This is a genomic window from Psychromonas sp. (assembly GCF_041586535.1).
Classification (GTDB): Bacteria; Pseudomonadota; Gammaproteobacteria; order Enterobacterales; family Psychromonadaceae; genus Psychromonas.
Genome location: NZ_JBFGZY010000046.1, coordinates 1 through 24,165, shown reverse-complemented (window position 1 = coordinate 24,165; position 24,165 = coordinate 1). Strand labels below are relative to the sequence as shown.

Annotated in this window: 19 protein-coding genes; 2 read left to right on the top strand and 17 right to left on the bottom strand. The window is 44.2% G+C overall.

Annotated features, from left to right (window positions below):
• Nucleotides 1-323: 323 nt before the first annotated feature.
• The 6 genes from ABZA00_RS07080 to ABZA00_RS07055 form a co-directional block, all read right to left on the bottom strand.
• Nucleotides 324-527, bottom strand: coding sequence for a hypothetical protein (locus ABZA00_RS07080; RefSeq protein ID WP_372881452.1), 204 nt, complete (start codon nt 525-527; stop codon nt 324-326).
• 442 nt (nt 528-969) lie between these two features.
• On the bottom strand, nt 970-2,217 hold the full coding sequence (locus tag ABZA00_RS07075) for a glutamate-5-semialdehyde dehydrogenase (protein WP_372881451.1): 1,248 nt from the start codon (nt 2,215-2,217) through the stop codon (nt 970-972).
• Between the two features lie 22 nt (nt 2,218-2,239).
• Nucleotides 2,240-3,349: a glutamate 5-kinase gene (gene proB, locus ABZA00_RS07070; RefSeq protein WP_372881450.1), complete on the bottom strand. Its 1,110-nt coding sequence runs from the start codon at nt 3,347-3,349 to the stop codon at nt 2,240-2,242.
• A gap of 150 nt (nt 3,350-3,499) precedes the next feature.
• Entirely contained in the window at nt 3,500-3,892 is a 393-nt protein-coding gene (gene crl, locus ABZA00_RS07065) for a sigma factor-binding protein Crl (protein ID WP_372881449.1), read from the bottom strand.
• A gap of 46 nt (nt 3,893-3,938) precedes the next feature.
• A complete protein-coding gene (frsA, locus tag ABZA00_RS07060; protein WP_372881448.1) occupies nt 3,939-5,198 on the bottom strand; it encodes an esterase FrsA in 1,260 nt (419 codons plus the stop codon).
• Nucleotides 5,199-5,290: 92 nt separating this feature from the next.
• Nucleotides 5,291-7,255: a cation:proton antiporter gene (locus tag ABZA00_RS07055; RefSeq protein ID WP_372881447.1), complete on the bottom strand. Its 1,965-nt coding sequence runs from the start codon at nt 7,253-7,255 to the stop codon at nt 5,291-5,293.
• Between the two features lie 81 nt (nt 7,256-7,336).
• Between ABZA00_RS07055 and ABZA00_RS07050 the strand changes: the two genes are divergently transcribed.
• Nucleotides 7,337-7,477: a hypothetical protein gene (locus tag ABZA00_RS07050; protein ID WP_372881446.1), complete on the top strand. Its 141-nt coding sequence runs from the start codon at nt 7,337-7,339 to the stop codon at nt 7,475-7,477.
• 550 nt (nt 7,478-8,027) lie between these two features.
• Here ABZA00_RS07050 and ABZA00_RS07045 read toward each other — a convergent pair.
• Together ABZA00_RS07045 and ABZA00_RS07040 are read right to left on the bottom strand one after the other, a co-directional pair.
• Complete coding sequence (locus ABZA00_RS07045; protein ID WP_372881445.1) at nt 8,028-10,460, bottom strand: ABC transporter permease; 2,433 nt, start codon at nt 10,458-10,460, stop codon at nt 8,028-8,030.
• On the bottom strand, nt 10,460-11,134 hold the full coding sequence (locus ABZA00_RS07040) for an ABC transporter ATP-binding protein (RefSeq protein WP_372881444.1): 675 nt from the start codon (nt 11,132-11,134) through the stop codon (nt 10,460-10,462). The genes ABZA00_RS07045 and ABZA00_RS07040 overlap by 1 nt, the downstream gene beginning before the upstream one ends.
• Here ABZA00_RS07040 and tesA point away from each other — a divergent pair.
• Nucleotides 11,133-11,735 carry a multifunctional acyl-CoA thioesterase I/protease I/lysophospholipase L1 gene (gene tesA, locus ABZA00_RS07035; RefSeq protein ID WP_372881443.1) on the top strand — a complete coding sequence of 201 codons (603 nt, stop codon included), beginning with the start codon at nt 11,133-11,135 and terminating at the stop codon, nt 11,733-11,735. The two genes, ABZA00_RS07040 and tesA, sit on opposite strands and share 2 nt — an antisense overlap.
• Before the next feature lie 137 nt (nt 11,736-11,872).
• On the opposite strand, the gene tilS is transcribed toward tesA, so the two are convergent.
• The 9 genes from tilS to bamA all read right to left on the bottom strand — a co-directional run bounded on the left by tilS (nt 11,873) and on the right by bamA (nt 23,929).
• Nucleotides 11,873-13,246 carry a tRNA lysidine(34) synthetase TilS gene (gene tilS, locus ABZA00_RS07030; RefSeq protein ID WP_372881442.1) on the bottom strand — a complete coding sequence of 458 codons (1,374 nt, stop codon included), beginning with the start codon at nt 13,244-13,246 and terminating at the stop codon, nt 11,873-11,875.
• Nucleotides 13,247-13,248: 2 nt separating this feature from the next.
• The gene (gene dnaE, locus ABZA00_RS07025) at nt 13,249-16,767 is read right to left on the bottom strand and encodes a DNA polymerase III subunit alpha (RefSeq protein WP_372881441.1); all 3,519 of its coding nucleotides are present in this window, start codon (nt 16,765-16,767) and stop codon (nt 13,249-13,251) included.
• A gap of 62 nt (nt 16,768-16,829) precedes the next feature.
• Nucleotides 16,830-17,444, bottom strand: coding sequence for a ribonuclease HII (rnhB, locus tag ABZA00_RS07020; RefSeq protein ID WP_372881440.1), 615 nt, complete (start codon nt 17,442-17,444; stop codon nt 16,830-16,832).
• Between the two features lie 15 nt (nt 17,445-17,459).
• Nucleotides 17,460-18,605, bottom strand: coding sequence for a lipid-A-disaccharide synthase (gene lpxB, locus ABZA00_RS07015; RefSeq protein ID WP_372881439.1), 1,146 nt, complete (start codon nt 18,603-18,605; stop codon nt 17,460-17,462).
• Nucleotides 18,606-18,675: 70 nt separating this feature from the next.
• Nucleotides 18,676-19,464: an acyl-ACP--UDP-N-acetylglucosamine O-acyltransferase gene (lpxA, locus tag ABZA00_RS07010; protein WP_372881438.1), complete on the bottom strand. Its 789-nt coding sequence runs from the start codon at nt 19,462-19,464 to the stop codon at nt 18,676-18,678.
• Nucleotides 19,464-19,916 carry a 3-hydroxyacyl-ACP dehydratase FabZ gene (gene fabZ, locus ABZA00_RS07005; protein WP_372881437.1) on the bottom strand — a complete coding sequence of 151 codons (453 nt, stop codon included), beginning with the start codon at nt 19,914-19,916 and terminating at the stop codon, nt 19,464-19,466. Before fabZ ends, lpxA begins: the two co-directional genes overlap by 1 nt.
• Before the next feature lie 9 nt (nt 19,917-19,925).
• Entirely contained in the window at nt 19,926-20,948 is a 1,023-nt protein-coding gene (gene lpxD / locus ABZA00_RS07000; protein WP_372881436.1) for a UDP-3-O-(3-hydroxymyristoyl)glucosamine N-acyltransferase, read from the bottom strand.
• Nucleotides 20,949-20,957: 9 nt separating this feature from the next.
• Nucleotides 20,958-21,470 (bottom strand): OmpH family outer membrane protein, encoded by a 513-nt coding sequence (locus ABZA00_RS06995; protein ID WP_372881435.1) that lies wholly within the window; start codon nt 21,468-21,470, stop codon nt 20,958-20,960.
• 50 nt (nt 21,471-21,520) lie between these two features.
• Complete coding sequence (gene bamA / locus ABZA00_RS06990) at nt 21,521-23,929, bottom strand: outer membrane protein assembly factor BamA (protein ID WP_372881434.1); 2,409 nt, start codon at nt 23,927-23,929, stop codon at nt 21,521-21,523.
• Nucleotides 23,930-24,165 lie beyond the last annotated feature (236 nt).

Below are 24,165 nucleotides of genomic sequence, written 5' to 3'. Positions count from 1 at the left end.
TCAAGTGATTTAGTAAACGGGTAGGTCATGATTTATCTCTTTCAAAAGAGAGTAATAGATCAAAAAGAGAGATCGGGGTCAATCGTTTTTTTATTTTTTTTCTAATATCTGAGAATTGTGAAACTCAGATCACTATTTTGTGCTGAATCTTAATAATTATTTAGGTGCGGAATGACAGTTGCACTGACCAACCACTTTTTAAAGCACCAGCTTGGAATGCACATCCCTGTACATGCCAAGCTTAGTGGAAACAACAGAGGGCAAGCAGAGCTTCGCCCGCTCATAAGACTGAACTGGCGTTCAATTCGCTCGTGTTTCCATTGCTAAAGCGTTTGTTCAGAACAAGAAAAATGGAAGGGGAGAATCGTAGCCACATTGCTTTGCTCAGTACTCAATGAAAAATCATCCAGTATTTTAGGTAGACTGATTAATAATGTTGTCAGTTTCGCTCTGACGTTGAAAAGAGGGTAATAACCCACTAAACCAATGCGGCTAGGAAAATTTCCGTTTACGTTTTTCTTGATCAATCAATTCCTTTAGCAAGTGAAACCCGGACGGTTTCACTAAGTTCGGCATGCACAGGGATGTGCATTCCGAACTGGTGCGTTAAGAAGGGATTTATTTATCAAGACAAAAAAACGTTCGGCGAATTGAACGATAGTTCAGGTTTATGAGCGGAATAGGCTCTGCCTTCCCTGTATACGGCACTGTGAGTTATGCTTCAGCATAGAGTCACGAACGAAGTTCTCTTTACCCTAAGCCGTTGAGAGAGCATAGCTCTCTCGAACTGCGAAACTGCGTTTCGGTTTCTCATCGCTTACACGCCGTCAAGGGCGGAAGACCAACAATAAATATTATTTCCTCAGCCTACAAGCGAAGGCAAACAACAAACCAAGTTGGTCTAACTAGAAACTTGTGACTAAGAGTCAGGCTATCAGCTGACAGCCGTACTTACCGGTAATCTATTTATTAACTACGGATCAGATTATCACCGATACCAATCCACTTATAAGTGGTTAATTCCTGTAAACCCATCGGACCACGGGCATGCAGTTTTTGAGTTGAAACTGCGACCTCCGCCCCCAATCCGAACTGGCTGCCATCGGTAAAACGCGTACTGGCATTGACGTAAACAGCAGCTGAATTGACGGCATTGATAAACTTATTCGCAACACTGAAGTCGTTACTCAAAATACCATCGGAATGCTCAGTACTATGCTCACGAATATGCAGCAATGCCTGCTCTAAATCGTCAACGACTTTAACACCCAAGTGCAGCGATAACCACTCACGGGAAAAGTCACCTTCCTGTGCGGCAATAGCATGCTTACCTAAAATAGCTTTGGCCTTTACCTCGGCAACCAGGGTCACACCCAACGGCAATAAATGCGCAGCCAGTTTTGGTAAAAACTCTGTTGCTATTTTCTGATCCACTAGTAGTGTATCCAAGGCATTGCAGACGCTTGGACGTTGTACTTTGGCATTCTCAATAATCGCCAGCGCTTTTTCCTGATCAGCACTTTGCTCGACAAACAGATGACAGATACCTATCCCGCCGATAATCACCGGAATATTACTGTTTTCTTTACAGAACTGCTGTAGTCCTATGTTGCCGCGCGGAATAATCATATCCACGAATTTATCCATTTTCAAAAGCTCACCCACTAAGGCGCGATCGGTATTTTCAATATACTGCACTGCAGTTTTCGGCAACCCCACCGATGATAAAGCCGACTGGATCACTTTCACTAACACCATATTAGAGCGAATCGTTTCCTTACCGCCACGCAGAATACAGGCATTACCTGTTTTTAAGCTTAATGCGGCGATATCGATGGTGACATTCGGGCGAGCCTCATAAATCACGCCAATCACACCAATCGGGACGCGACGTTTGCACAGCTTTAAGCCATTTTCAAGAAACTTACTATCAAACTCTTCACCCACCGGATCTGTCAGCCGGATCACGCTGCGCAGATCCGCAATAATGCCGGCTAAACGTTGTTCATCAAGCAGTAAACGGTCTAATAACGCATCTGTTAAGCCGGCAGCTTTACCCGCTTGAATATCTTCTTTATTTGCCGTAACAATTTTGCTTTGATTAGTTTCTAATGCTAACGCAATCGCTTCCAATGCGGCATTCTTTTGCTTGCTGTCTGTAACGGCAAGTTCATAACTTGCTTGTTTAGCTAATTTACCGATTGATTGTAAATCCATTAACTTTTCCTTAACCATTATTTTATAAAAGAACTAAATCATCCCGATGAATAATTACCCGACCATATTCAAAGCCTAATATCGTTTCGATTTGATTTGAATGTGCGCCTTTTATTTTTTCAATATCGGCTTTGTTATAGCGTACCACGCCCCGGGCTAACTCTTTACCCTCCTGGTTGACGATACTCACAACATAACCACGCGAAAATTGCTCAGCGGTGGCAACAATACCTTTGGCTAACAAACTGCTGCCTGATTCTACAATCGCCTTTTCAGCGCCGGCATCAACAACTATCTTACCTCTGCGACGGGAGCCGGCAAATATCCAGTTTTTACGCGTTTCTAAACGGTTATTTTCAGGTATAAAACGGGTCCCTACCGGCTTGTTATCGACCGCATCGACTATTACATTTTTTTTATGCCCGGACGCAATCACCACTTCAATACCCGCCCGGTTGGCAATACTTGCAGATTGAATTTTAGTCGACATGCCGCCGGTTCCCAGACCGCTGATACTACCACTTGCCAAGGCATGAATTTCATGGGTGATTTTTTCTATCTCGGGAATCAACTGCGCATCGGGGTTGTTGCGTGGATCACTGGTGAATAACCCCTTTTGATCAGTTAATAATAACAGCTGATCGGCATCAGCCAGTAAACCGACTAAGGCCGATAAATTATCATTATCGCCCACTTTAATTTCGTTGGTAGCTACTGCGTCATTTTCATTAACTAAGGGGATAATACGATACTTTAATAGCGTCTTAATGGTATCCCGGGCATTCAAAAAACGCACCCGGTCATCTAAATCTGCACGTGTTAATAGCATCTGTCCGACATGCAAGCCATATATTTTAAACAGGTTTTCCCACTCACGTACTAATTGTCCCTGCCCGACGGCGGCAAGCATCTGTTTATTTGCTATGGTGGGCTCTATATTATGCATACCTAAATGTTCTTTGCCCGCAGCAATCGCGCCAGAGGTCACCACGATGATTTGGTGGCCTTGATTATGCAATTGCGCACACTGACGTACAATTTCAACCATATGTGCACGGTCTAACTTTGTTGTCCCGCTGGTGAGAACACTGGTTCCTAATTTGACTACAATCGTCTTTTTATTGGTTTTCATGCTGCTTTCGTTTATCAGAGTAATAAAAAATTCAGGTGGACTAAAAAAACAGCAACGAGGACTCGTTGCTGTTGATGACTATACCATTATTCATTCCATGATAGTCAATCTGAGTGACTAATATCGCGCTTATTTCTGCTGTTTTTTATCTTAAACTTCACTGCATACAGCTTCGACAGCATTTAACTGCAGCTGCATTTCCACTTCCATTAAGGTTTGCAGGCTCTCTATAAATAAAGCAAAAGAATTATCAAGTTGTTTTAAATTCTGCGCAGAGATTGTTTCAGCCACCCAGTCTCCCGTTAAATTATAACGACCGTTAAATCGTTCATATAAACAACTCTCGCCGTTATTGCTAACAACCACCCACCAGCCCAAGAACTCTCTTTCTTCAGGCTCTTTGTTGTCATCGACGCATATTTCTAAACAATCGAAAAAATAAGATGAATCAGTCGATTGTAAACGACGAAAATAGGGGCCTAAATCAGTCAGTAATTTTATTATTCGGCCATGGGACGGTCCATTTTCCACATCAGATGTCATAACAGTGCATTCCTAATAATATTAAAATGTTTTCTTATCTTATCACCTACTCCGCCAGGTTGCTTGTTAACCATTTAGCAGAATAACTTAAAGAGTTTAAATATGATTTAAAAATGGGAGGTTTATCAATAATATGACACTCACCTTCACTACTGGCGCGGGCAATCAACTGCAAATCCTGCTCATTACAGATAATATCATCTTTATGACCAATACTTAGCAGTGGAGTTTTAATCCGTGTTCTCGCCAGAAGACCTTGTTTTATAAGGGATAGTGGTACGCAAAACTGATAGAGTTGTTCAGCACTGGAGTTTTTAAGCTGCATACGTGATGCAATACAATCCAATAACATCGGTGGCAATTTTTTAAAATTATCCAGCTTATCGAAAACACTGCCGACGGCCGCACCAATGCAGACTACAGATTTGACGCAGTCCGGCTCCAAAAAGGCCAGACGGGCTGCCACATTACCACCAAAACGTATTCCCATCAGCGCAATGCGGTCGTGATCCACCCAGGGGACATCGCGTAAAAAATGACAGATAGCCTGATGCAGGTTAGATGAGTTTTGTTCCAGTTTGACATGCGAAGAGTGACTGACACCCGGTAAGTCAACGGTTAACATGGCAATACCCGCTGGCGCGAGTTCCTGTTCAAATAAGGGCAACAGTTCACATTGCAGGGTATCCAGTCCAGCGCTTATAATCACCACCGGATGAATCGTCTCCTCATTCGGAAGATGTAAATAACAAGTTACCTCTTTCCCCTGAAATGGCACTTTAATCTCTTTTAAGACCATCTTGTTATTATATTTTGCCGACTCTTTGTAACTATTAAATGCCAGTACTTGCGCCTGAATACTTAATTCGTCTCCTTTTAGGTGAGGATAACTGGCAATACTGTAAAATTGTGACGCTAGATAATAGGCCTCTCTAGCCTGGTCCGTTTTATCCAACTTGGCAAACTCATTGCCCTGTTTATAATACAACATCCCTTTTTGCGTCCACTCATAGGTCCAGTTTCCTGAGCGGAAACCTATTACGCTGTCCAGCACCTCTGCATCACTGCGCGGATTTTTTGATGCCGAGATACGGGAGATCACCTCATAACAGTCAACAACATCTAACCCCTGCCAGTCCCAGAGCATAAACTTGAGCAAACGGTACCACCCCGGCTGCTCTTCGCCATCCATAACGGCATTGTTCTTCAGCTGGTGCTTTTTAGTAGTGGAACTCGCGATAATAGTTGACGTCTCCTGCACATTAAATTTATGTGCAAACAAGGTCTCAGATAAGTTTTCAGACATAAACGACTCTTTTTAGAAATCAGTATTTGCTTAAGAATAAAGCAAAATGAAGGATAAATCATGCGCCAAATTAGTGATAATGCAAAACATGTTTAAATAGGCGGCTCATGCAGTTTACCGAGCAGAATTTTACCGGCCAGCAATAAACTATTTTTCTCACCCTGCAATAAAACCACATCACCAGCTTGAAAGCGTACCTTTTCAGAAATGACCACCTCTGCACCATTTTTTCTATGCAGCGATTTAATAATAACGCCTGAAAGATGAAACTCCTGCACATAACTGCCCAGCACCGGCGCATCTTCAGTCAGGGTAACCGCATGCAGTTTTTCTATATGCCATTCACTTTTTTTACTCTGACTGCTTTCCCCATAATAAAATCCGTGCAGATGCTGGTACTTAATCTTACGTTCACTGTCCAGACGCTGCAGAATTCTGCGGCTCGGAATACCGGATAAAAACAGTACGTGCGCAACCAACATCAAACTCCCCTCTAATACTTCGGGGATAACTTCGGTAGCTCCCGCGGCTTTTAACTTATCCAGACCGCGGTCATTTTTGGTGCGTACCAGCACCTTCACATCGGGGTTAAGTTCCCTAATCAGGGCTAACAAAGCCAATGAACGACCGATATCATCAAAGGTAATAATTAATAACTTAGCTTTTTCAATACCTGCCAGTAATAAAATCTCACGGCTGGCCGCATCACCAAATTCAATCATCTCCCCGCCTTCTCTTGCCTCCTTTACCCGCATCGGATCTCTATCCAAGACAACAAAAGGCAAAGATTCTGTTTTTAAAAATCGTGAAACAATCTGTCCGACGCGCCCATAACCACAAATTATGGTATGGTTATTAAATTGCCCCGGTAACGGTTTTTGCAGGCGCAGCGGCCTGGCTGAATGATGTAAAACTTCGCGGGAGATATTCTGGCTGTATTGCACCAGAAGCGGCGTCAGGGTCATAGTGATCACCCCGGTTGCAATAAGCAAAGAGGACAACTGCGCATCCAATAATTCATATTTACCGGCCAGTGCTATCAATATAAAACCAAACTCCCCCATCTGCGCCAAAGCGATACCGACACTTAATGCCGTCGCTAATTTCTCCTTCATAATCAGTGCTGCCAAGGTAATGGTAAAGGCTTTAGCTAACAGCACCCCGATTACAATTAAGCTCAAGGCAGCAAAATCATCTATCAACACCTGATGCTGCAGGAGCGTACCAATCGAGATAAAAAAGATGGCCATTAAAATATCTTTAAATGGCCTTATATCCGCTGAAATCTGATAGCGGTAATGGCTTTCACCGAGCATCATACCGGCTAAAAAAGCTCCTAATGCCATCGACAAACCGAGCTTCTGGGTAAACCAGGCAGCCAGTATGGTAATAAAAAGCGTAGATAGAATAAACACTTCGTCAAAACGTAAACTCGCCATCTGATCAAAAAACTTGGGCAGTAACCAGCGCCCGATTGACAGTACCACTGCAACCGCCAGCGCTCCTTTCACAAAGGCGATGGACAACGGCATCATAATATCGCCTTCCAGACCGGGCAGAGCAATAATAGGGATAATAATTAAGAGGGGAACGACAGCAAGATCCTGGAAAAGCAGAATAGCGATGGTCACCCGGCCCGTTCTGGACTGTAACCTCTGCTGATCGGTTAATACTTTGACAATAATGGCCGTTGACGACAGGCTCAACACACCGGCAACGGTAAATGCCTGCTGCCAGCTCATCGCAAAAAACTGGCATACCCAGTAGAAAAGCAAAAATGACACGCAAACCTGCAGCGCGCCCACACCAAAAACAGCACGGCTCATTTTAATCAGCTTATCTAATGAAAACTCTAAACCGAGTGAAAACATTAAAAAAACAATGCCAAACTCGGCAATCAGCTCTATCTCTTCATAAGAGTGAAGAAGGTTCAGTGCTGAAGGGCCAAGTAAAAATCCGCAAAACAGATAAGAAACAATATTTGACAGGCGCAGGCGCCTGCCAATACGTACGCTGACGATTGCAAAAAAAAGCAGTAATAACAGATCATTAAGCATATTTTCCGATAGCCTCTTATAATCCCCATAGGCATAATACCAATTGGATTAATTAAATGATCTGTTTAGGCGTCAGGAAAAATGAATGAAAGCAACACATTGATTACAATAACTAGTTGTTCTAATTACACAAAATCGTATGGAACGATTTTGAACAGCTTTAGCTGGCCACAAAGTGGTGAAGAACATGACGTTGTGAATCAAATCAATAACAAAGACTAAAACGTAGTGTTATGTCTGGCTAGCATTAATTTTAACAAGCATAAATGTTCAGATAATTAGTCTGATTGGTATATACCCATGATACTTCAAGATGCAAAGTCAGCAAGGCAAATTGTGCCGAGATGCCAGGCATAAAATTGAAGTATAGTTATTCTACATAGAAATTTTATAACAAAGCAGATTGGTGCAATTTACCTTGCCCTATGGGGCGCTAGCTCGAAAACCAGTGCTGTGTTGCACCAATCGAAAAGGGAAAAACCATTACCTCATGTTGCGTCTTGCTCTGGTCTCCGAGCTCGTGCCTGACAAAGCATGTTGAAGTAAAGTTCAATCGCCACTAAAAATCATGTTTTGGCTGAGCAGCAATATTTCCCGTTAAGCATGGCCGCCGATAAAGCATCTTAATTAATAATTATAGAATATTAAATGTTACCAGGGTCAGTTATAGGGCTGAAGTTGTCTCTGATTAACTTAAAAAATAATGTGGGTAACAGGTGAAGTGAAACTGAGGCTCCCCTTTATCAGAGAAGCTCAGTTGAAAACTAATGGCTTATTTTAAGGGTCTTAACAACTGCTGAATGACACTGCTCAGGCTGGCAAAAACGACCAGCATGGCCAAAATAGGTAATACAAACCACATGCCGATATGCAGGGATGGTGTTAACTCAAATCCCCATTTGATCAGGCTGAAGACGATCAATTCGGCACCAATCACGGCAAGCAGACCTGCGGAAACAGCCATCACCCCGTATTCACTCCATAAAGTCTGGCTGATTCGTTTTCTGCTTGCCCCTAATGTTCGGTATAGTGTGATTTCACGCCGACGCTGATTCAGACTTAAGCGTAATAAAGTAAAAATCAATAATATACCACTAATCACACCAAGACCCGCTAATACCGTCAATGACCAGGTTATTTGTCCGAGTATAGCTTGAATTTTCCCCCCCATGGTACGCAGATCCAATAAACTGACTGTTGGGTAATCACGCCCCAGCTGGTTCAAAAATGGAACCTGCTGATCGTTAATACGAAAACTGACCAGCCAGGTAGCGGGTAACCCCTGCACCACATCCGGGCTAAAAATAACATAAAAATTTGGCTTCATACTCTGCCATTGCACCTGGCGAAGTGAGTTTACCTGCGCGCTGAACGGCTGTCCGTTAACGGAAAACCCTAATCTGTCGCCAACCCTGACGCCTAACTCCTGCGCTAATTCCTGCTCCAGTGAAACCCCTGCCTGAGTTGTCCACTGTCCAGCAACGACCTGATTGTGATCGGGCAGTTGTTCAACCCAGGTAAAGTTTAACTCCCGTCGCAGGGCATTAATATGGTTACCATCGTGATCTGCATATTGTTTAGCATCCTGACCGTTAATTTGGGTTAAGCGCCCGCGGATTATCGGATACCCCTGAGAGCGTTGAACCTGTTGCTGATCTAATTTGTGCAGATACGCCTGCTGCTGCGTTGGCGCAATATTAAGTGCAAAGACATTGGGCGCATCAGGCGGTAGAGTCTGCTGCCAATCTCCCAATAAATCGCTTTTTACCAGCCAGATCACCGCCACCAGCATCAAGGATCCCGACAGCGCAGCGAGCTGCATCATACTGTTGATTGCCGAACGCTTGATGCGGCTCAGAGCAAGGGACATAGCCGCCCCCCACTTCGCTTTGCTGAGAAGATGCAGTAACAGATAACTGCCGCCGGCCAGAAGCAGAAAAAGCACCACTAATCCGGCAAAAACCATCCACACCAAGCTGTTAGTACCATAGACCAGTAAAAATGCACAAATCGGCACAGCAATCAGCCACACCCCTTTTTTAGAAGATTTTTCACTTTGCGCCTGTAATACCGCAATGGCAGGCGTATCCAACAGTCTTAGCAGCGGAATACCTAATGCAGGCAAGCCAATCAACAGTGCAACGGCACTAGCAAAAACAAAAGGCTGCCAGCCATAACCGGGCAACTGCTCGGGTAAAATACCTGTTAAAGGCAGGCGTAATAGCAGCTCAAGGCCTAAACCAATTAATGAGCCAAAGATAATAGCCATGCTGAACATTAAACCGACCTGGCTTAATAACCAACGGCGTAACCAGCTTTTACTTGCCCCCATGCTCTTTAACATGGCTACAGTAGCGCTTCGGCTTGAGGCATAATGCTGACAAGTCAAGACCAAGGTTACTGCAGCCATCAAGATCACCATCAGAATAGTCAGCGACAGGTATTGTTTGGCTTTGCCGATTAAATCGGCGCTTCTGCCCTGATTATCCTCACTTATCCAGCGTTCTCCGGCCTGTAACGGGTAGTCCTGCTGAATTTGCGCCAGTGCGCTGTCGCTGCCCTTAAAAAAACTGCGATACTGTACCCGGCTGCCTAACTGCAGCGCGCCGGTTTTATCCAGGTCGGCAACATGAATAAAGACGCTGGGCATGGTTCGAAAAGGGTTATAGGAAAGTTCAGGTTCAGATTCTATTTTGCCGGAAACCCTTAGCTCGACATCACCAATGGCAACAACATCTCCAATCTTGACTTCCAATAAAGAAAATAAACGCTCGGCAAGCCATAACTGCCCCGGCTGCAGCGAAGATTGAACAGCACCGCCCTCGCCCGTTAAAATCAACTCACCACGCAGCGGATAGTTGTCCGGCACCGCTTTAACCGTGACCAGCTGCATCCCTTTATCGCTGAACGCCATAGTTTGAAAACGGGTTTGCTCAGAGATGGTCAGATTAAGCTGCTGTGCTTTATTAAGGATCAATTCAGGTGTCGGATTGGCCGAACGAAAAACCAGATCACCGGCGAGCATCGAGCGGCCATGGTCAGTCATCACCTTTTCAACACGAATCGCCAGTGCGGACAGAGCAACCACACAGGCAATAATCAAAGTCAGGGCAGCCATTACCGGCCAAAGCTGGCCCTGCCATATCTCCCGCCAGCTCCAGCGCATTACCATCTGTGCTCCCGAGGGTGTTTGCAACTTACTCATCAGCTCTCCTTTAGCTCACCGGCATGGATAGAAAGCGTACGTTCACAGCGTCTGGCCAGATTGGCATCATGGGTAATTAACACCAGTGTCGTACCATGGTCCCGATTCATTTCAAATAGCAGTTCGATAATGTTTTCCGCGGTATGTTCATCTAAATTGCCGGTGGGCTCATCGGCAAATAAAATTTTGGGCTGGGTCATAAACGCCCTTGCCAGCGCGACCCGCTGCTGTTCGCCACCCGATAGTTGTGAGGGTAGATGCGTTTCCCGGCCGGACAATCCGACCGATGCTAATAAGCGCTGCGCTTTGTCTTTATCTTCCCCTTCACCACGCAGGATAGCCGGTAAGGTAACATTTTCCAATGCCGTTAATGATGGAATTAGCAGGAAATTCTGAAAAACAAAACCAATCGACTCGCTACGAATTTTAGCCCGCTGCTCGTCATCTAATTGCGACAAAGGCCGTCCGAGCAGCTCAATTTCCCCCGAGCTGACAACGTCTAATCCCGCCAACAGCGTCATCAGGGTAGATTTACCTGCACCTGATGTGCCAATAATTGCAACTGTCTCACCAGAAAAGACTTCAAATGTGATATCTTTTAAAATAGATAACTCAACTGCATTAGCAGAAACTGATTTACTCACTGATACTGCTTTTATAATGGATAATGACATGGCAAAAATAATTTCCTTCTGTTTTATGCTGCTCAGCTGCAGCATAGCAAATAGCCAAACACTGCTTATTCTTGGTGACAGCTTAAGTGCGGGTTACAATATGCCCATAGAGCAGAGCTGGCCGTCGTTATTAAGTGAGCAACTCAAAGCGCGCAATAAGTCGGCTATTGTTGTTAATGCCAGTATTTCCGGCGATACCACCAACAACGGTTTAGCCCGCCTGCCTGCACTGCTCGCGTTACATAAACCCACATCTGTTTTAATTGAATTAGGCGCAAATGACGGCTTACGCGGTTTTCCTCCAACCTTGATCAGGAAAAATATCGAACATATGATTAATTTGATTAAGGCTGAAAACAGTGACGCGCTATTAATGCAGATTCAGGTGCCACCTAATTATGGTAAACGTTACAGCCAGGCGTTTAGTTCACTTTATCCGCAACTGAGTGAAAAATACAGCACTCCGTTAATTCCTTTTTTTCTCGAGCAGCTGATTGTCAATCCGCAGTGGATAATGAATGACGGTTTACACCCAACGCCGGAGGCGCAACCGTGGATAGCAGAATATATGGCAGAGCAGTTAGCCCCCTATCTGCAATAGTCTTTTCACCACAGCTGCTGCTCAGTAATCGTAGATAATTTTTACTGTATTTTCGAGCTGCGGGGATATCAGCTGACAGCGGAAAATACCGGATAAATTTTTATTGAGTACTTATACTTTAAATAGCTTAAGAGGATTTAAAGAAAAGAAACACGCAGATCATCCAACTGCGGCGGTATGTTCTCATTCTGACAGTACCACAACCCGACCGCTATTTTCAGCTCACCGTCGATCACAATAAAAGGCACTAAATCCCGTAACCAGGGGGGGACATGGTATTCGTGCAACAGTTTTTTGATACTACGCGATCCCGTTCGGCCAGCGGGTAAGCAGCTTAAATTCGCCGGTAATTGGCTACGGAAACAGATCTCCACTTTGGCGCAGGCAGCCAAATCACGCAGGTCAATGGCACTTTGCCTGCTTTGTTCGATTGCAAAAAATAAGTTAATCAGGCCATCGCATAACGCTATTTTATCCTGCCCTAACCATCTGGTTCTTTGGGGGACACTCTGCGCTATTTTTTTATCTTCGACAAAATAGAGATCCTGACGGTAGCGACGAATCGATCTTCCCTTAAACTGCAGAACAGGCTGCGCATCTTTATCCGCCAGGGCGACATCCGTCCATAAGGTTTGCAGCTGCACCGCCGATGGATAAACCAGATTATTTTTTTTAAACCATAAACGCAGCAGATTATTCCGCCGTCCCGGACTGAGCAGAGCCAGCTTGCCAACAGGTAATACCTGCTGATTCAGCGAAAATTCAACAATTTTTTCAAAGTCAGCCGCCGCAACTTCATCCAGTACCTGCTGCTGCTGCTGAAAAATAGTGGCGCTGCGTGCAACTGCTTTGCCAATACCCGGCCAGCGCCGTTTTAATAAAGGGGTAATACTATGACGAATAAAGTTACGGTCAAAAACGCTATCCTGATTGCTTTCATCTTCAATCCAGTCCAACTGGAAAAGCGCCGCATAAGTCTCTAACTGCTCACGGGAAAAGTCTAATAAAGGGCGAATCAAATAACCATGGTGCAGTTTTTGCTTTTTCTGGATCCCCTGCAAACCGGTAGTACCCGCTCCCCTCTTCAAAGCAAGCAATAGCGTTTCAAGCTGGTCATCCTGATGATGTGCAGTCAGCAGATAACTGTTCTTTGATAAATCCGAGCTTAAGCAGGCGTAACGTTTCTCACGCGCAACAGCCTCCAGGCTGGTGCGGTTTTGTTTCACTAAATGCACTCTTGAAAAATGGAAAGGGATGGCCAGAGAAGCACATAAATTTTCGCAGAATTGCTGCCAATGGGCGGCATTATCACTTAAGCCGTGGTTGATATGATGGGCACAAACCTGACATTGCGGCTCTAATTTTTGTAATCGCGAAAAGAGATGTAATAAAACCACCGAATCCAGGCCGCCGCTTAAGGCAATATGAAAATCCTGCCCGGCAATGGATTGCGGGGCGAGGATAAATCTCAGTTGTTCCTGGAAGGCGGTAAACAGATCATTGTTATTCATTACTAAACCTGATCAAAATGCAGGGTGACATTTTCAGAGCCGAGCAAATTGGACAGAGCAAATAAAAGCTCATCACTCGGAGTAACCGCCCATTCTCTGGAAAAGGTAAGCTCGGTTTGCGCTAACTGATTCTTATATTCAACAAATACCGGACACAATCCACCTTGAGCGGGTAACAGTGCCTGCTTTAATAATGCTTGAAAATCTGCGCTGATCTTATCGGCATCCACTTTTAAACGCAGTTTTGAGGCAAAACGCTCGCGTGCCTGATCAATGCTCATCACTTCCCGGGCGTTCATTTTTAAACCACCGTTAAAATAATCTTCGCTGACCTGCCCTTGTAAAACCACGACATTATCCGTGACCAGAATATCTTCATACTGATCCAATAGATCTGCAAAAACAGTGATATCCATGCGCGCACTTTTATCATCCAGAGTCATGATCCCCATCCGTTTTCCGGCTTTAGTCACCATCACCCGCATACTCAAAATCAGCCCGGCAACACGACTATTTTGCCCGCGGCGGTTGGCGACCAAGGCGCTTAGCTTGGTACAGTGAAAAGCACGCAATTCCTGTTCGTACTGATTAATCGGATGGCCGGTGAGATACAAGCCTAAGGTCTCTTTTTCACCCGCCAGCCACTGTTTTTCAGGCCATTTATCTACCGATGCAAATTTATCGGCAATCTCTTCACTGTCCGTGGTTAATACGCCAAACAGATCACTTTGCCCGAAGGATTCCGCTTTTTTATGCTGCATCGCTGACTGCAGCGCATGCGGTAAGGTTTCCATCAAAGCGGCGCGATGCGGACCGAGTTTATCCAGCGCCCCCGCAAGAATAAGTTTTTCTAAAATACGTTTATTGCAGCGTTTAAGGTCTATCCGGTTACAAAAATCAAACAGATCGATAAATTTCCCGCCCGCTTCCCGCGCTTCGATAATAGCGGCAACAGGTCCCTCTCCCACCCCCTTAACGGCACCGATACCATAGACAATACGTAAATCGGGATCGACATTAAATTTAAATAAACCTTCGTTAACATCGGGCGGGCCAAGCGTTAATCCCATACTCTGGCACTCCGCCACCAGAGTGACGATTTTTTCGGTATTATCCATATCCGCCGACATTACCGCAGCCATAAAGTAGGAGGGATAGAAGGTTTTCATCCATAGCGTCTGATAAGACACCAGTGCATAAGCGGCAGAATGTGATTTGTTAAAACCGTAGCCGGCAAATTTTTCAACTAAGTCAAAAATCTTCATGGCTAATTCGCCATCAATGCCGTTATTGATTGCCCCCTGTTCAAAGGTCGCACGCTGCTTGGCCATCTCCTCCGGTTTTTTCTTACCCATGGCACGACGCAGCATATCCGCCCCGCCGAGGGTATAACCCGATAACACCTGAGCAATCTGCATCACCTGTTCCTGGTAGAGGATAATGCCGTAGGTCGGTGAGAGGATCTCTTTTAGTGATTCGTGCTGCCAGGTTGCATCCGGATAAGAAACCTCCTCCCGGCCATGTTTACGTTCGATAAAGTTATCTACCATCCCGGACTGTAACGGGCCCGGGCGGAACAGAGCAACCAGTGCGATCATATCTTCGAAACAGTCAGGCTGTAAGCGGCGGATCAAATCCTTCATGCCGCGCGACTCCAGCTGAAAAACCGCGGTCGTTTCGTAACGTTTTAATAATTCAAAACAGGCCGGCTCGGTAAGATCAATTTTTTCGATAAAAATAGGCTCTTCACCGCGCATTTTTTTATGTGCGTTGGCCATATCCAGCGCCCACTGGATAATCGTCAGGGTACGTAAACCGAGGAAGTCGAACTTAACCAGTCCGGCAGTTTCAACATCATTTTTATCAAACTGAGTAACCGGGTTTTTCCCCTCTTCATCACAATACAGCGGGGCAAAATCGGTAATAGTAGTCGGTGAAATAACCACCCCACCGGCATGTTTACCCGCATTTCGTATCGTGCCTTCAAGCGTGCGGCACATATCGATTAATGCACGTACCTCTTCACTGCCGTCATAACGTTCCTGTAAGCGCGGCTCCTCCGCAAAAGCTTTAGTCAGTGTCATACCCGGCGTAGGTGGAATGAGTTTGGAAATACCATCAACAAAACCGTAGGGATGCCCGAGTACACGGCCAACATCACGAATAACCGCTTTGGCAGCCATGGTTCCGAAAGTGATAATCTGTGAAACCGCATCACGCCCGTACAGCTCGGCAACGTGATCAATCACCTCATCACGTCTATCCATACAGAAATCGATATCAAAATCGGGCATGGAAACACGCTCAGGGTTCAAAAACCGCTCGAAGAGAAGATCCAGCTCAAGCGGATCCAGATCGGTGATTTTTAAAGCATAGGCAACTAATGATCCCGCACCTGAGCCTCGCCCCGGGCCAACAGGGATATTGTTATCTTTACTCCACTGGATAAATTCCATTACGATTAAAAAGTAACCCGGAAACCCCATGGTATTAATCACGTCCAGCTCAATCTGCAGACGTTCATCATAGGGTTTGCGAATTTCGGCAAAATCCGGGGCGTTTTTATCAAAGAGAAATTCTAAACGCTCTTGCAATCCCTTTTTGGATACTGCGCAGAAAAAGTCATTGATCGACATATCACCGGTTGGAAAGTCCGGCAGGAAGTATTCCCCCAAGCGCAGGGTGACATTACAGCGTTTGGCAATTTCAACACTGTTCTCCAGCGCTTCGGGAATATCCGAAAACAGGTCACACATCTCTTCCTGACTGCGCAGATACTGCTCTTCACTGTAATATTTTTCGCGGCGATCATCGCCTAAAGCATATCCCTGATTAATACAAACGCGGATTTCATGAGCTTCATAAAGAGATTTATCGGCAAATACCACTTCATTTGTGGCCACCACGGGCAGCTGGTATTTTGCCGCCCAGTCTAACGCGTAATGCAGGTAGGTTTCTTCATTGGGGCGGTTAGTGCGTATTAATTCCAGGTAATAACGGCGGTCAAAGTGTTGTTGATAAAATTGCGTTATTTCTGCCGCGAGTTCATAGTTACCTTTTAATAAGACTTTTCCTAAATCCCCGTCTTTGCCGCCGGAAAGTAAAATAACGCCCTGATTATGCGCAGCCAGCCAGGATTGATCGATCACAGCCCTGCCCGCTATATGGCCTCTCAAATAGGCTTTAGAGATTAATTCAGTGACATTTTTATAACCGTCATTATCCATTGCCAGGGCGGTGATACGAAATAACTCACCTTCGAGAAAATCACTTTTCACCCAAAAATCAGCGCCCACTATCGGCTTGATTCCAGCGCCGTGCGCCGCGCTGTAGAATTTTACCAAACCGCAAAAATTAGTCTGATCAGTAATCGCCATTGCAGGCATCCCCAGTGCAGCCGTTTTAGCCACCAGGGGTTTTACCTTAGTGACACCATCTACCATGGAAAAATCACTGTGCACCCGTAAGTGAATAAACTTAGGATGTGAACTGGATGTGACGATAACTTCTGACTCTGACATAAGATCTCTGATTTATAAAAAACTAATTTTAGCGATGGTTAAGGTCTTTTAAGACAGCTTTTTTATAAAAGGCCAAGCACCTTTTTAACCGGTTTAAAACTTTTACGATATTCGTCTATCACACCATATTTTTCGATCGCCGTAAAATGTGCCTTAGTAGGATAACCTTTATGCTGAGCAAATCCATAGTGCGGATACTTTTTATCTAACGCAAGCATCTCCCGATCCCGTGTTACTTTTGCAATAATCGACGCCGCACTTATTTCCGCAACACGACTATCCCCTTTAACAACACTCTCACTTGGCATGCTTAATTCCGGGCAGCGGTTACCATCGATAAAGACAAATTCCGGCACAATAGACAGGTTTTCAACGGCACGCTGCATCGCCAGCATGGTGGCGTGGAGGATATTCAGCGCATCAATTTCTTTTGCCGAGGCACGGCCAACGGCAACACACAACGCTTTTTCCTGTATTTCATCAAATAACAGAGCAAGTTTTTTTTCGCTGAGCTTTTTCGAATCGGTTAAACCCGCGATGGGATTATTCACATCCAGAATCACCGATGCGGTCACCACATCACCAACCAGTGGCCCCCGCCCGACCTCATCAACACCGGCAATCAATTTGAAATCCGGGTACACAACCGCTGCAAAATCTGTTTTTAATTTACTCATATTAGCCCCTGGTGATTACTGTTTTTGATTGAGCAAATCCACTACCGCCTGCGCAGCCTGTTTATCGGCATCACAACGAATCAGCTTATGCAGGTCGATATAAGTATCGATCAGCTGCTGATTGTCTGTGCTCAATAAGCGGTCTAACTCAGCAACGATTTTTTCCACCGTACAATCATCCTGATTGAGCTCTTTAATAATCTCTTTATCCGCAATCAAGTTAGGCAGTGAAGTATATTTCACTTTCACTAAGGCTTTGGCAATCATATAGGTAACCCTGCTCACTTTATAAGCAACCACCATCGGTACTTTGGCCAGCATAGCTTCTAAAGCCGCCGTGCCGGAAGCCAGCAGGACAGTATCTGCAGACTGTAAAACCGGGCTTGCCTGACCGTCAAATACAATAAGCGGTAAATCCGGTGCATATTGCTGCTGCTGTGCTAAAAATTGCGCTTTACGTGCTGCATTGACCATCGGTACGATAAATTTAAAGTCCGGATATTTTTTACTGATCACAGCGGCCGATTGTAAAAATATCGGCCCGAGCATTTCCACTTCCGCTTTACGACTACCGGGCAAAATTGCCAGCAATTTATCATCCTGCTGCAGACCTAACCGCTGCCGTGCTTGTTGTTTTTCCGGTTTTAACGGCAGTTGATCTGCCAGGGTATGACCAACAAACTGACAAGGCACATTAAATTTATCATAAAAGGCTTTTTCAAATGGTAAAAATGCCAGCACCAGATCCGTGGCTTTGGCTATTTTATGAATGCGCCACTGTTTCCAGGCCCATACCGAAGGGCTCACATAGTGGATGGTTTTAATCTGCTGCTGTTTTAATTTCAACTCTACTGTCAGGTTAAAATCCGGCGCATCAATGCCGATAAAAATATCCGGCGGATTGTTAATAAAGTGCGCGATAATCGATTTACGAATACGTAAAATACTGGTTAATTTACCCAATACTTCAACAAACCCCATTACCGACAAGGCTTCCAGAGGATGCAGCGCTTTGCACCCCTGAGCAATCATTTTAGGCCCGGCAATGCCTTCAAAAACAGCATCCGGATAATGTTTTTTTAATGCTTTAATTAAACCTTCACCGAGGATATCACCGGAAGCTTCACCGGCAATTAAACCGATTCGTAATGGCTTATTCATAATTCAATTCGCTCTTAAAAAAAAAGGCTCTAATGAGCCTGATTTAAATATAACTAACGCACAATATGGCTTAGCGGACAATGCCCCGGCTATCTTCACAGATAAAATCATAAAGAACCTGTAATTCAGGACAATCTTCTAATTTTTCTGCAATTTTAAGTTTTGCCTGTTCAAGGGTATTTCCTTCACGACAAAGTATTTTATAGGCACGTTTTATTTCCATAATCGCTTTACTGTCAAAACCACGACGTTTTAAACCGACTGAGTTAATGCCCTGCGCCTGGACATAATTGCCTGTCGCCATGAAGTAAGGGGGGATGTCTTTATTTACCGCAGAGCAGCCGCCAATCATGGCAAATTCACCCACACGGGTAAACTGATGCAGCGCAGAAAGACCACCTATAATGACATTATTGGCCAGCTTGGTATGGCCGGCTAAGGTTGCATTATTGGATAAAATAATATTATCCCCAAGGATACAGTCATGGGCAACATGGACATAAGCCATCAGCAAGTTATTATTGCCGATGCGTGTTGTACCTTTATCCTGCGCCGTTCCGCGATGAATAGTACAGCTTTCGCGAAACACATTATTATCCCCAATCTCCAGGAAAGTTTCTTCCCCGTTATATTTGAGATCCTGGCAATCTTCCCCAACTGAAGCAAATTGGAAAATTTTATTACCTTTACCGATTTTAGTTGGACCTTTGATTACAACATGCGGTGCAATCCAACAATTATCACCAATTTCAACTCTATCGCCAATAATTGTATAAGGTCCAATTTCTACATTGTTTCCGATTATTGCATTTTCATGCACAATCGCCGTTGGGTGAATCATTGCCATCTTATCTGTCATTAAATCTCTCTTCTTGCACACATGATCATCGCTTCACAAGCGATATCGCCATCTACTTTTGCGACACATTCGAATTTACCCATGCCACGACGATCTTTAATATAAATAACTTCAAGATGTAGAACATCTCCAGGTACCACCGGTCTTCTAAAACGCACTTTATCCATTGAGGCCAGGAAGTAAAGCTCATTTTCAGCAGGTTTACCGAAGGTTGCAAAAGCAAGTACGCCTGTTGCCTGCGCTAATGATTCAAGGATCATCACACCTGGGTAAATCGGTGTTCCCGGAAAATGCCCGGTAAATTGCGGCTCATTAAAAGAGATATTCTTAATACCGTGCAGTCTTTCTTTCGGCACGTAATCAATAACACGGTCGATCAGTAAAAATGGGTAACGATGTGGTAAAAGATCCATGATCTCTTTGATATCTAATGAATTTAATTCGTTGCTCACGATTATTCCTTAATGTTTATCTTGTAGTTGTTGTTCAAGTTCTTTTACACGTTTAAACAGGTCATCAATTTTTAACGTATAAGCCGTTGTTTTACGCCATGCTTTATTTTTTTGTGCCGGAACGCCGGATGAGTATATGCCGGGCTCTGTAATACTGCGCATTACCATCGAGTCACCGGTAATTACCACGTTATCGGTGATATTAATATGGCCATTCATGGCAACGCTGCCGCCGATAATACAGTTTGCACCTATCTTTGTGCTACCGGCAATATTTGAGCCGCCCGCTATGGCAGTATGCTTACCAATGGAGACATTATGTGCAACCTGGCATTGATTATCAATTTTCACGCCATCTGCAATAAGGGTATCCGACAGCGCACCGCGATCAATGGTTGTTGATGAACCGATTTCAACATCATCACCAATAATAACTTTGCCTATTTGCGGAATTTTCACCCAGGTGCCCTGATAAGGCGCATTACCAAAACCGTCAGAACCAATCACAGTGTTGGCATGAATAATACAGCGGGCACCCAATTCACTTTGATGATAAATGCTGACATTCGGGTAAATCCGGGTCTGCTCACCTATCTTACTGTATTGTCCGATCACCACATTGGCCATAATCTGACAGTTATCAGCAATCACCACGCCCTGTTCAATGACAACGTGATCAGCAATAGTCACATTATTGCCGATTACAGCCGTTTCATGAATGACCGCCGATACGGCGATACCGGCTTTGGGATTCGGTGTTGTATCAAAAATTCTGGCTAATAAGGCATAACCGACATAGGGATTATCCATAAACAGCGCATTACCCTGATAGCCCTCTTTAACTGCAGTGGGTAATACTATCGCACTGGCAGCACATTCATCTAATCGGGATAATAATTTTTTATCGGAGACGAAAGTAATATCCCCCTGCCCGGCGCCATCGAAGGTTGCCAGACGCTTTATTTCGAGATTTGCATCACCACACAGCTGGGCATTGAGTTGCTTTGCCAGAGACGCTAGATTATATACCATCTTACTAACCTACTTTTTACTGATTTCTTTAACAACACGGTCGGAAATATCTAAAGCAGGTTTAGCAAAAACAATCTGCTCACCGTTGAGAATAATATCATAGCCCTCTTTTGCTGCGATCTTATCGATGGCATCACGCAGGACGGCAACGGCTTTTTGCTGCTCTTCTACCTGACGGCGACGGTTATCCTCTTCAAAAGCTTTACGTTTTAGGTTGTATTCGGATAATTTACCCTCTGCCTGACGTTTCATATCCGTCACTTTGTCCTTGCCCATTAACTCAGCATCACGTTTAAGGGTTTCGTCTAATTTTTTAATTTCATTTTCCAATGCCTGCAGCGCCTGATAACGGCCTTTAAATTCAGATTCTAATTTTTTGATAATTTTTTCGCGCTGCGGCGATTCCTGCATAATTTTTGACGGGTACACGACAGCGATTTTTTGCGCAGCCTGTGCCGCATTCAAATAAGAAACAGAAACCAGTGTAACGGCTAGTGAGACGACTTTAAAAAACCTTTTCATTGTTTAACTCCTCGATAAATTTTATATTTTTTATACTTATAAACAGATAATTAGAACGTTTGGCCAATATTGAACGAGAATATTTCAGTGCTGTCCCCTTCATACTCTTTTAAGGGCCATGCTAAGGTAAAGACTAACGGCCCCATCGGAGATACCCAGGTCACCTGGCTACCCCAGGAGACACGCATTCTACCCGGTTTAGAGTAATCGGCAAAATAATCACAATTATATGAACAACCTAGCTGGCTATAATAATCATAATCGAATTCCGTATCCCAGGCTTCACCGGCATCAACAAAGACACTGGCGCGTACCTGACGGGAATAGGCTTCATCCAGGAAAGGCAGTGGGAAGATCACTTCTCCGCTAAGCGTATACTTAGCGTTACCGCCAATCGCACTGTCGGTTAACACCGTTGAGCCATTCGCTACATATAATGCACGAGGGCCTACAGTGTTGCTCGAGAAACCACGCAGGGTACGGTAACCGCCGACATAATAATTTTCAAAGAAGGGTAGAGTCTGATCACTTCCTTCAAATTGTCCGTATCCGTTACCATATGCTCCAGAAGCCCTTAACAGTGTCGTCCAATCACCATCTTCGGTAATTCGCTGGTAATTGCTGATATCAAAATTCACTTTAAAATACTGCAGGTCAGAGCCGGGCAGGGTCATTTTTCCCCATAAAGAGTGTTTTGTACCCTGCGTAGCTAACACCCCTTTATCAAGGTTATTTCTTGTCCAGTTAACAGAAATATCAAAGTTTTCAAACTCAGCAGAGCCATCAGACTCTAACATTGAGCCGTAAATATCCCAAAATTGCTGTAGTTGCGCATAGGATTTTGTCTGTGAAATGCTGTTACTTTCCCAACCGACACTAAAACCTAAACGATTTATTTCATTAACAGGAAAGCCGCTATTTAAACGCACACCGTAAGTGGTATTGGTATAATCAACAATATTTGCATCGGCAGCTTCAAATTTATTGTAAAAAATACGCCCACCGCCACTTACGCCATCCCGGGTAAGATAAGGGGTGGTATAATCAACACTGGCACTGGTACTATAATCATTATTTTTTATTTCAAAGCCAACCTTATCGCCAGTGCCTAAAAAGTTATTCTGCTGTACGCCGGCGTTTAAACTTAATCCGGAATCGCTACCAAAACCGATACCCGCATTAAACGAGCCTGAGGCCTGCTCTTCCACATTAATATTTAAATCCACCAGGTCGTCACTGACTCTTTCAGTATTGATATCGACTTTAGAGAAAAATCCGAGTCGGTTTAAGCGTGTTTTAGAGGTTTCAATATTTTCACTTGATAACCAGCCGCCCTCCATTTGCCGCAGTTCACGGCGCAACACCACATCTTTGGTTATGCTGTTCCCGGAGATATTGATATTGCGTACATAACCTCTTTGCCCGGGCTCCACAGAAAAGTTAACCGCAACGCTGTTATTGCTGTCATCAACTTCAGGGTAAGTGGTGATTTGCGGATAGGCGTAACCTAAGCGACCAAAATATTTACGGATGCTTTGTTCAGTGAATGTTACATCAGAGGCCGCATAAATGTCGCCTTTTTGGAAAGGAACAAGAGAAGCAATTTCATCATCATAACCAAGCAGGTTACCGATAAATCTAACATCAGAAACGCTATAGACTTCTCCTTCATCAACATTGACAGTGACATAAACCCCTTTTTTATTAGGCGTTAACGATACCTGCGACTCATCAATAGCAAAACGGATATAACCGCGGTCAAGGTAATAGCTTTTTACAACTTCCAGATCCGCCGCCAGTTTTTGTTTCTGGTAATTATCATCAGCAAAAAAATCCCACCAGCCGCCTGAATCACTTAAGGTAAGGCGTTTTAATAATTGCTCATCGGTAAACACTTTATTGCCGACAATATTTATCTGCTCAATCTTTGCCGTAACACCTTCTTTAAACACAAATTGGATGGATACGCGGTTACGCGGCAAAGGGGTTACTATTGCTTCAACTTTAGCGCTGTATTTACCGACACTATGATAAAAATCTTCCAGGCTTTTTTCAATGCCCGACAGGGTCGTGCGATCCAGCGACTCGCCCACCTGCAGGGCAGACGATTTTAACGAATCAAAGATTTGTTCTTCTGTTAGTTTCTTGTTACCGGAGAGCTCGACATTGCTGATGGTCGGACGTTCTTTTACTTTAAAGATTAACACATCGGCATCTCTGAACAGCTCAATGGATTCAAAGTAGCTACTTGCATAAAGTTGCTTGATTGCTTTGGATAACTGATAGTCATCGACCACATCACCTTCACGAATCGGCAGGCTGAGCAGCGCAGCGCCTAACGTTACACGCTGCAGGCCCTCAAATTGCAGATCTGCAACAGTAAATTTCTCTGCAAAGGAAAGAGAGGAAGTAAAGCCGCCTATTATCAAGGCACCAGTAAGCAAATATTTCTTAATCATTTTATTAGCTAATCCTTTACAACACTTATATTGTACTCATTAAGCGCTGCGTTTTTTAAGAAACCGCCAGTCATGACTCAAACGGTTAGAATATTTAATACCAAATCCGATAATTATCTATTCATTTATGCTTGTTAAAATGAATGCTAGCTAGACATAAAACTACGTTTTAGTCTTTGTTATTGATTTTGTAATTAGAACAACTAGTTACTGCAATCAATGCCTTGCTTTCATCC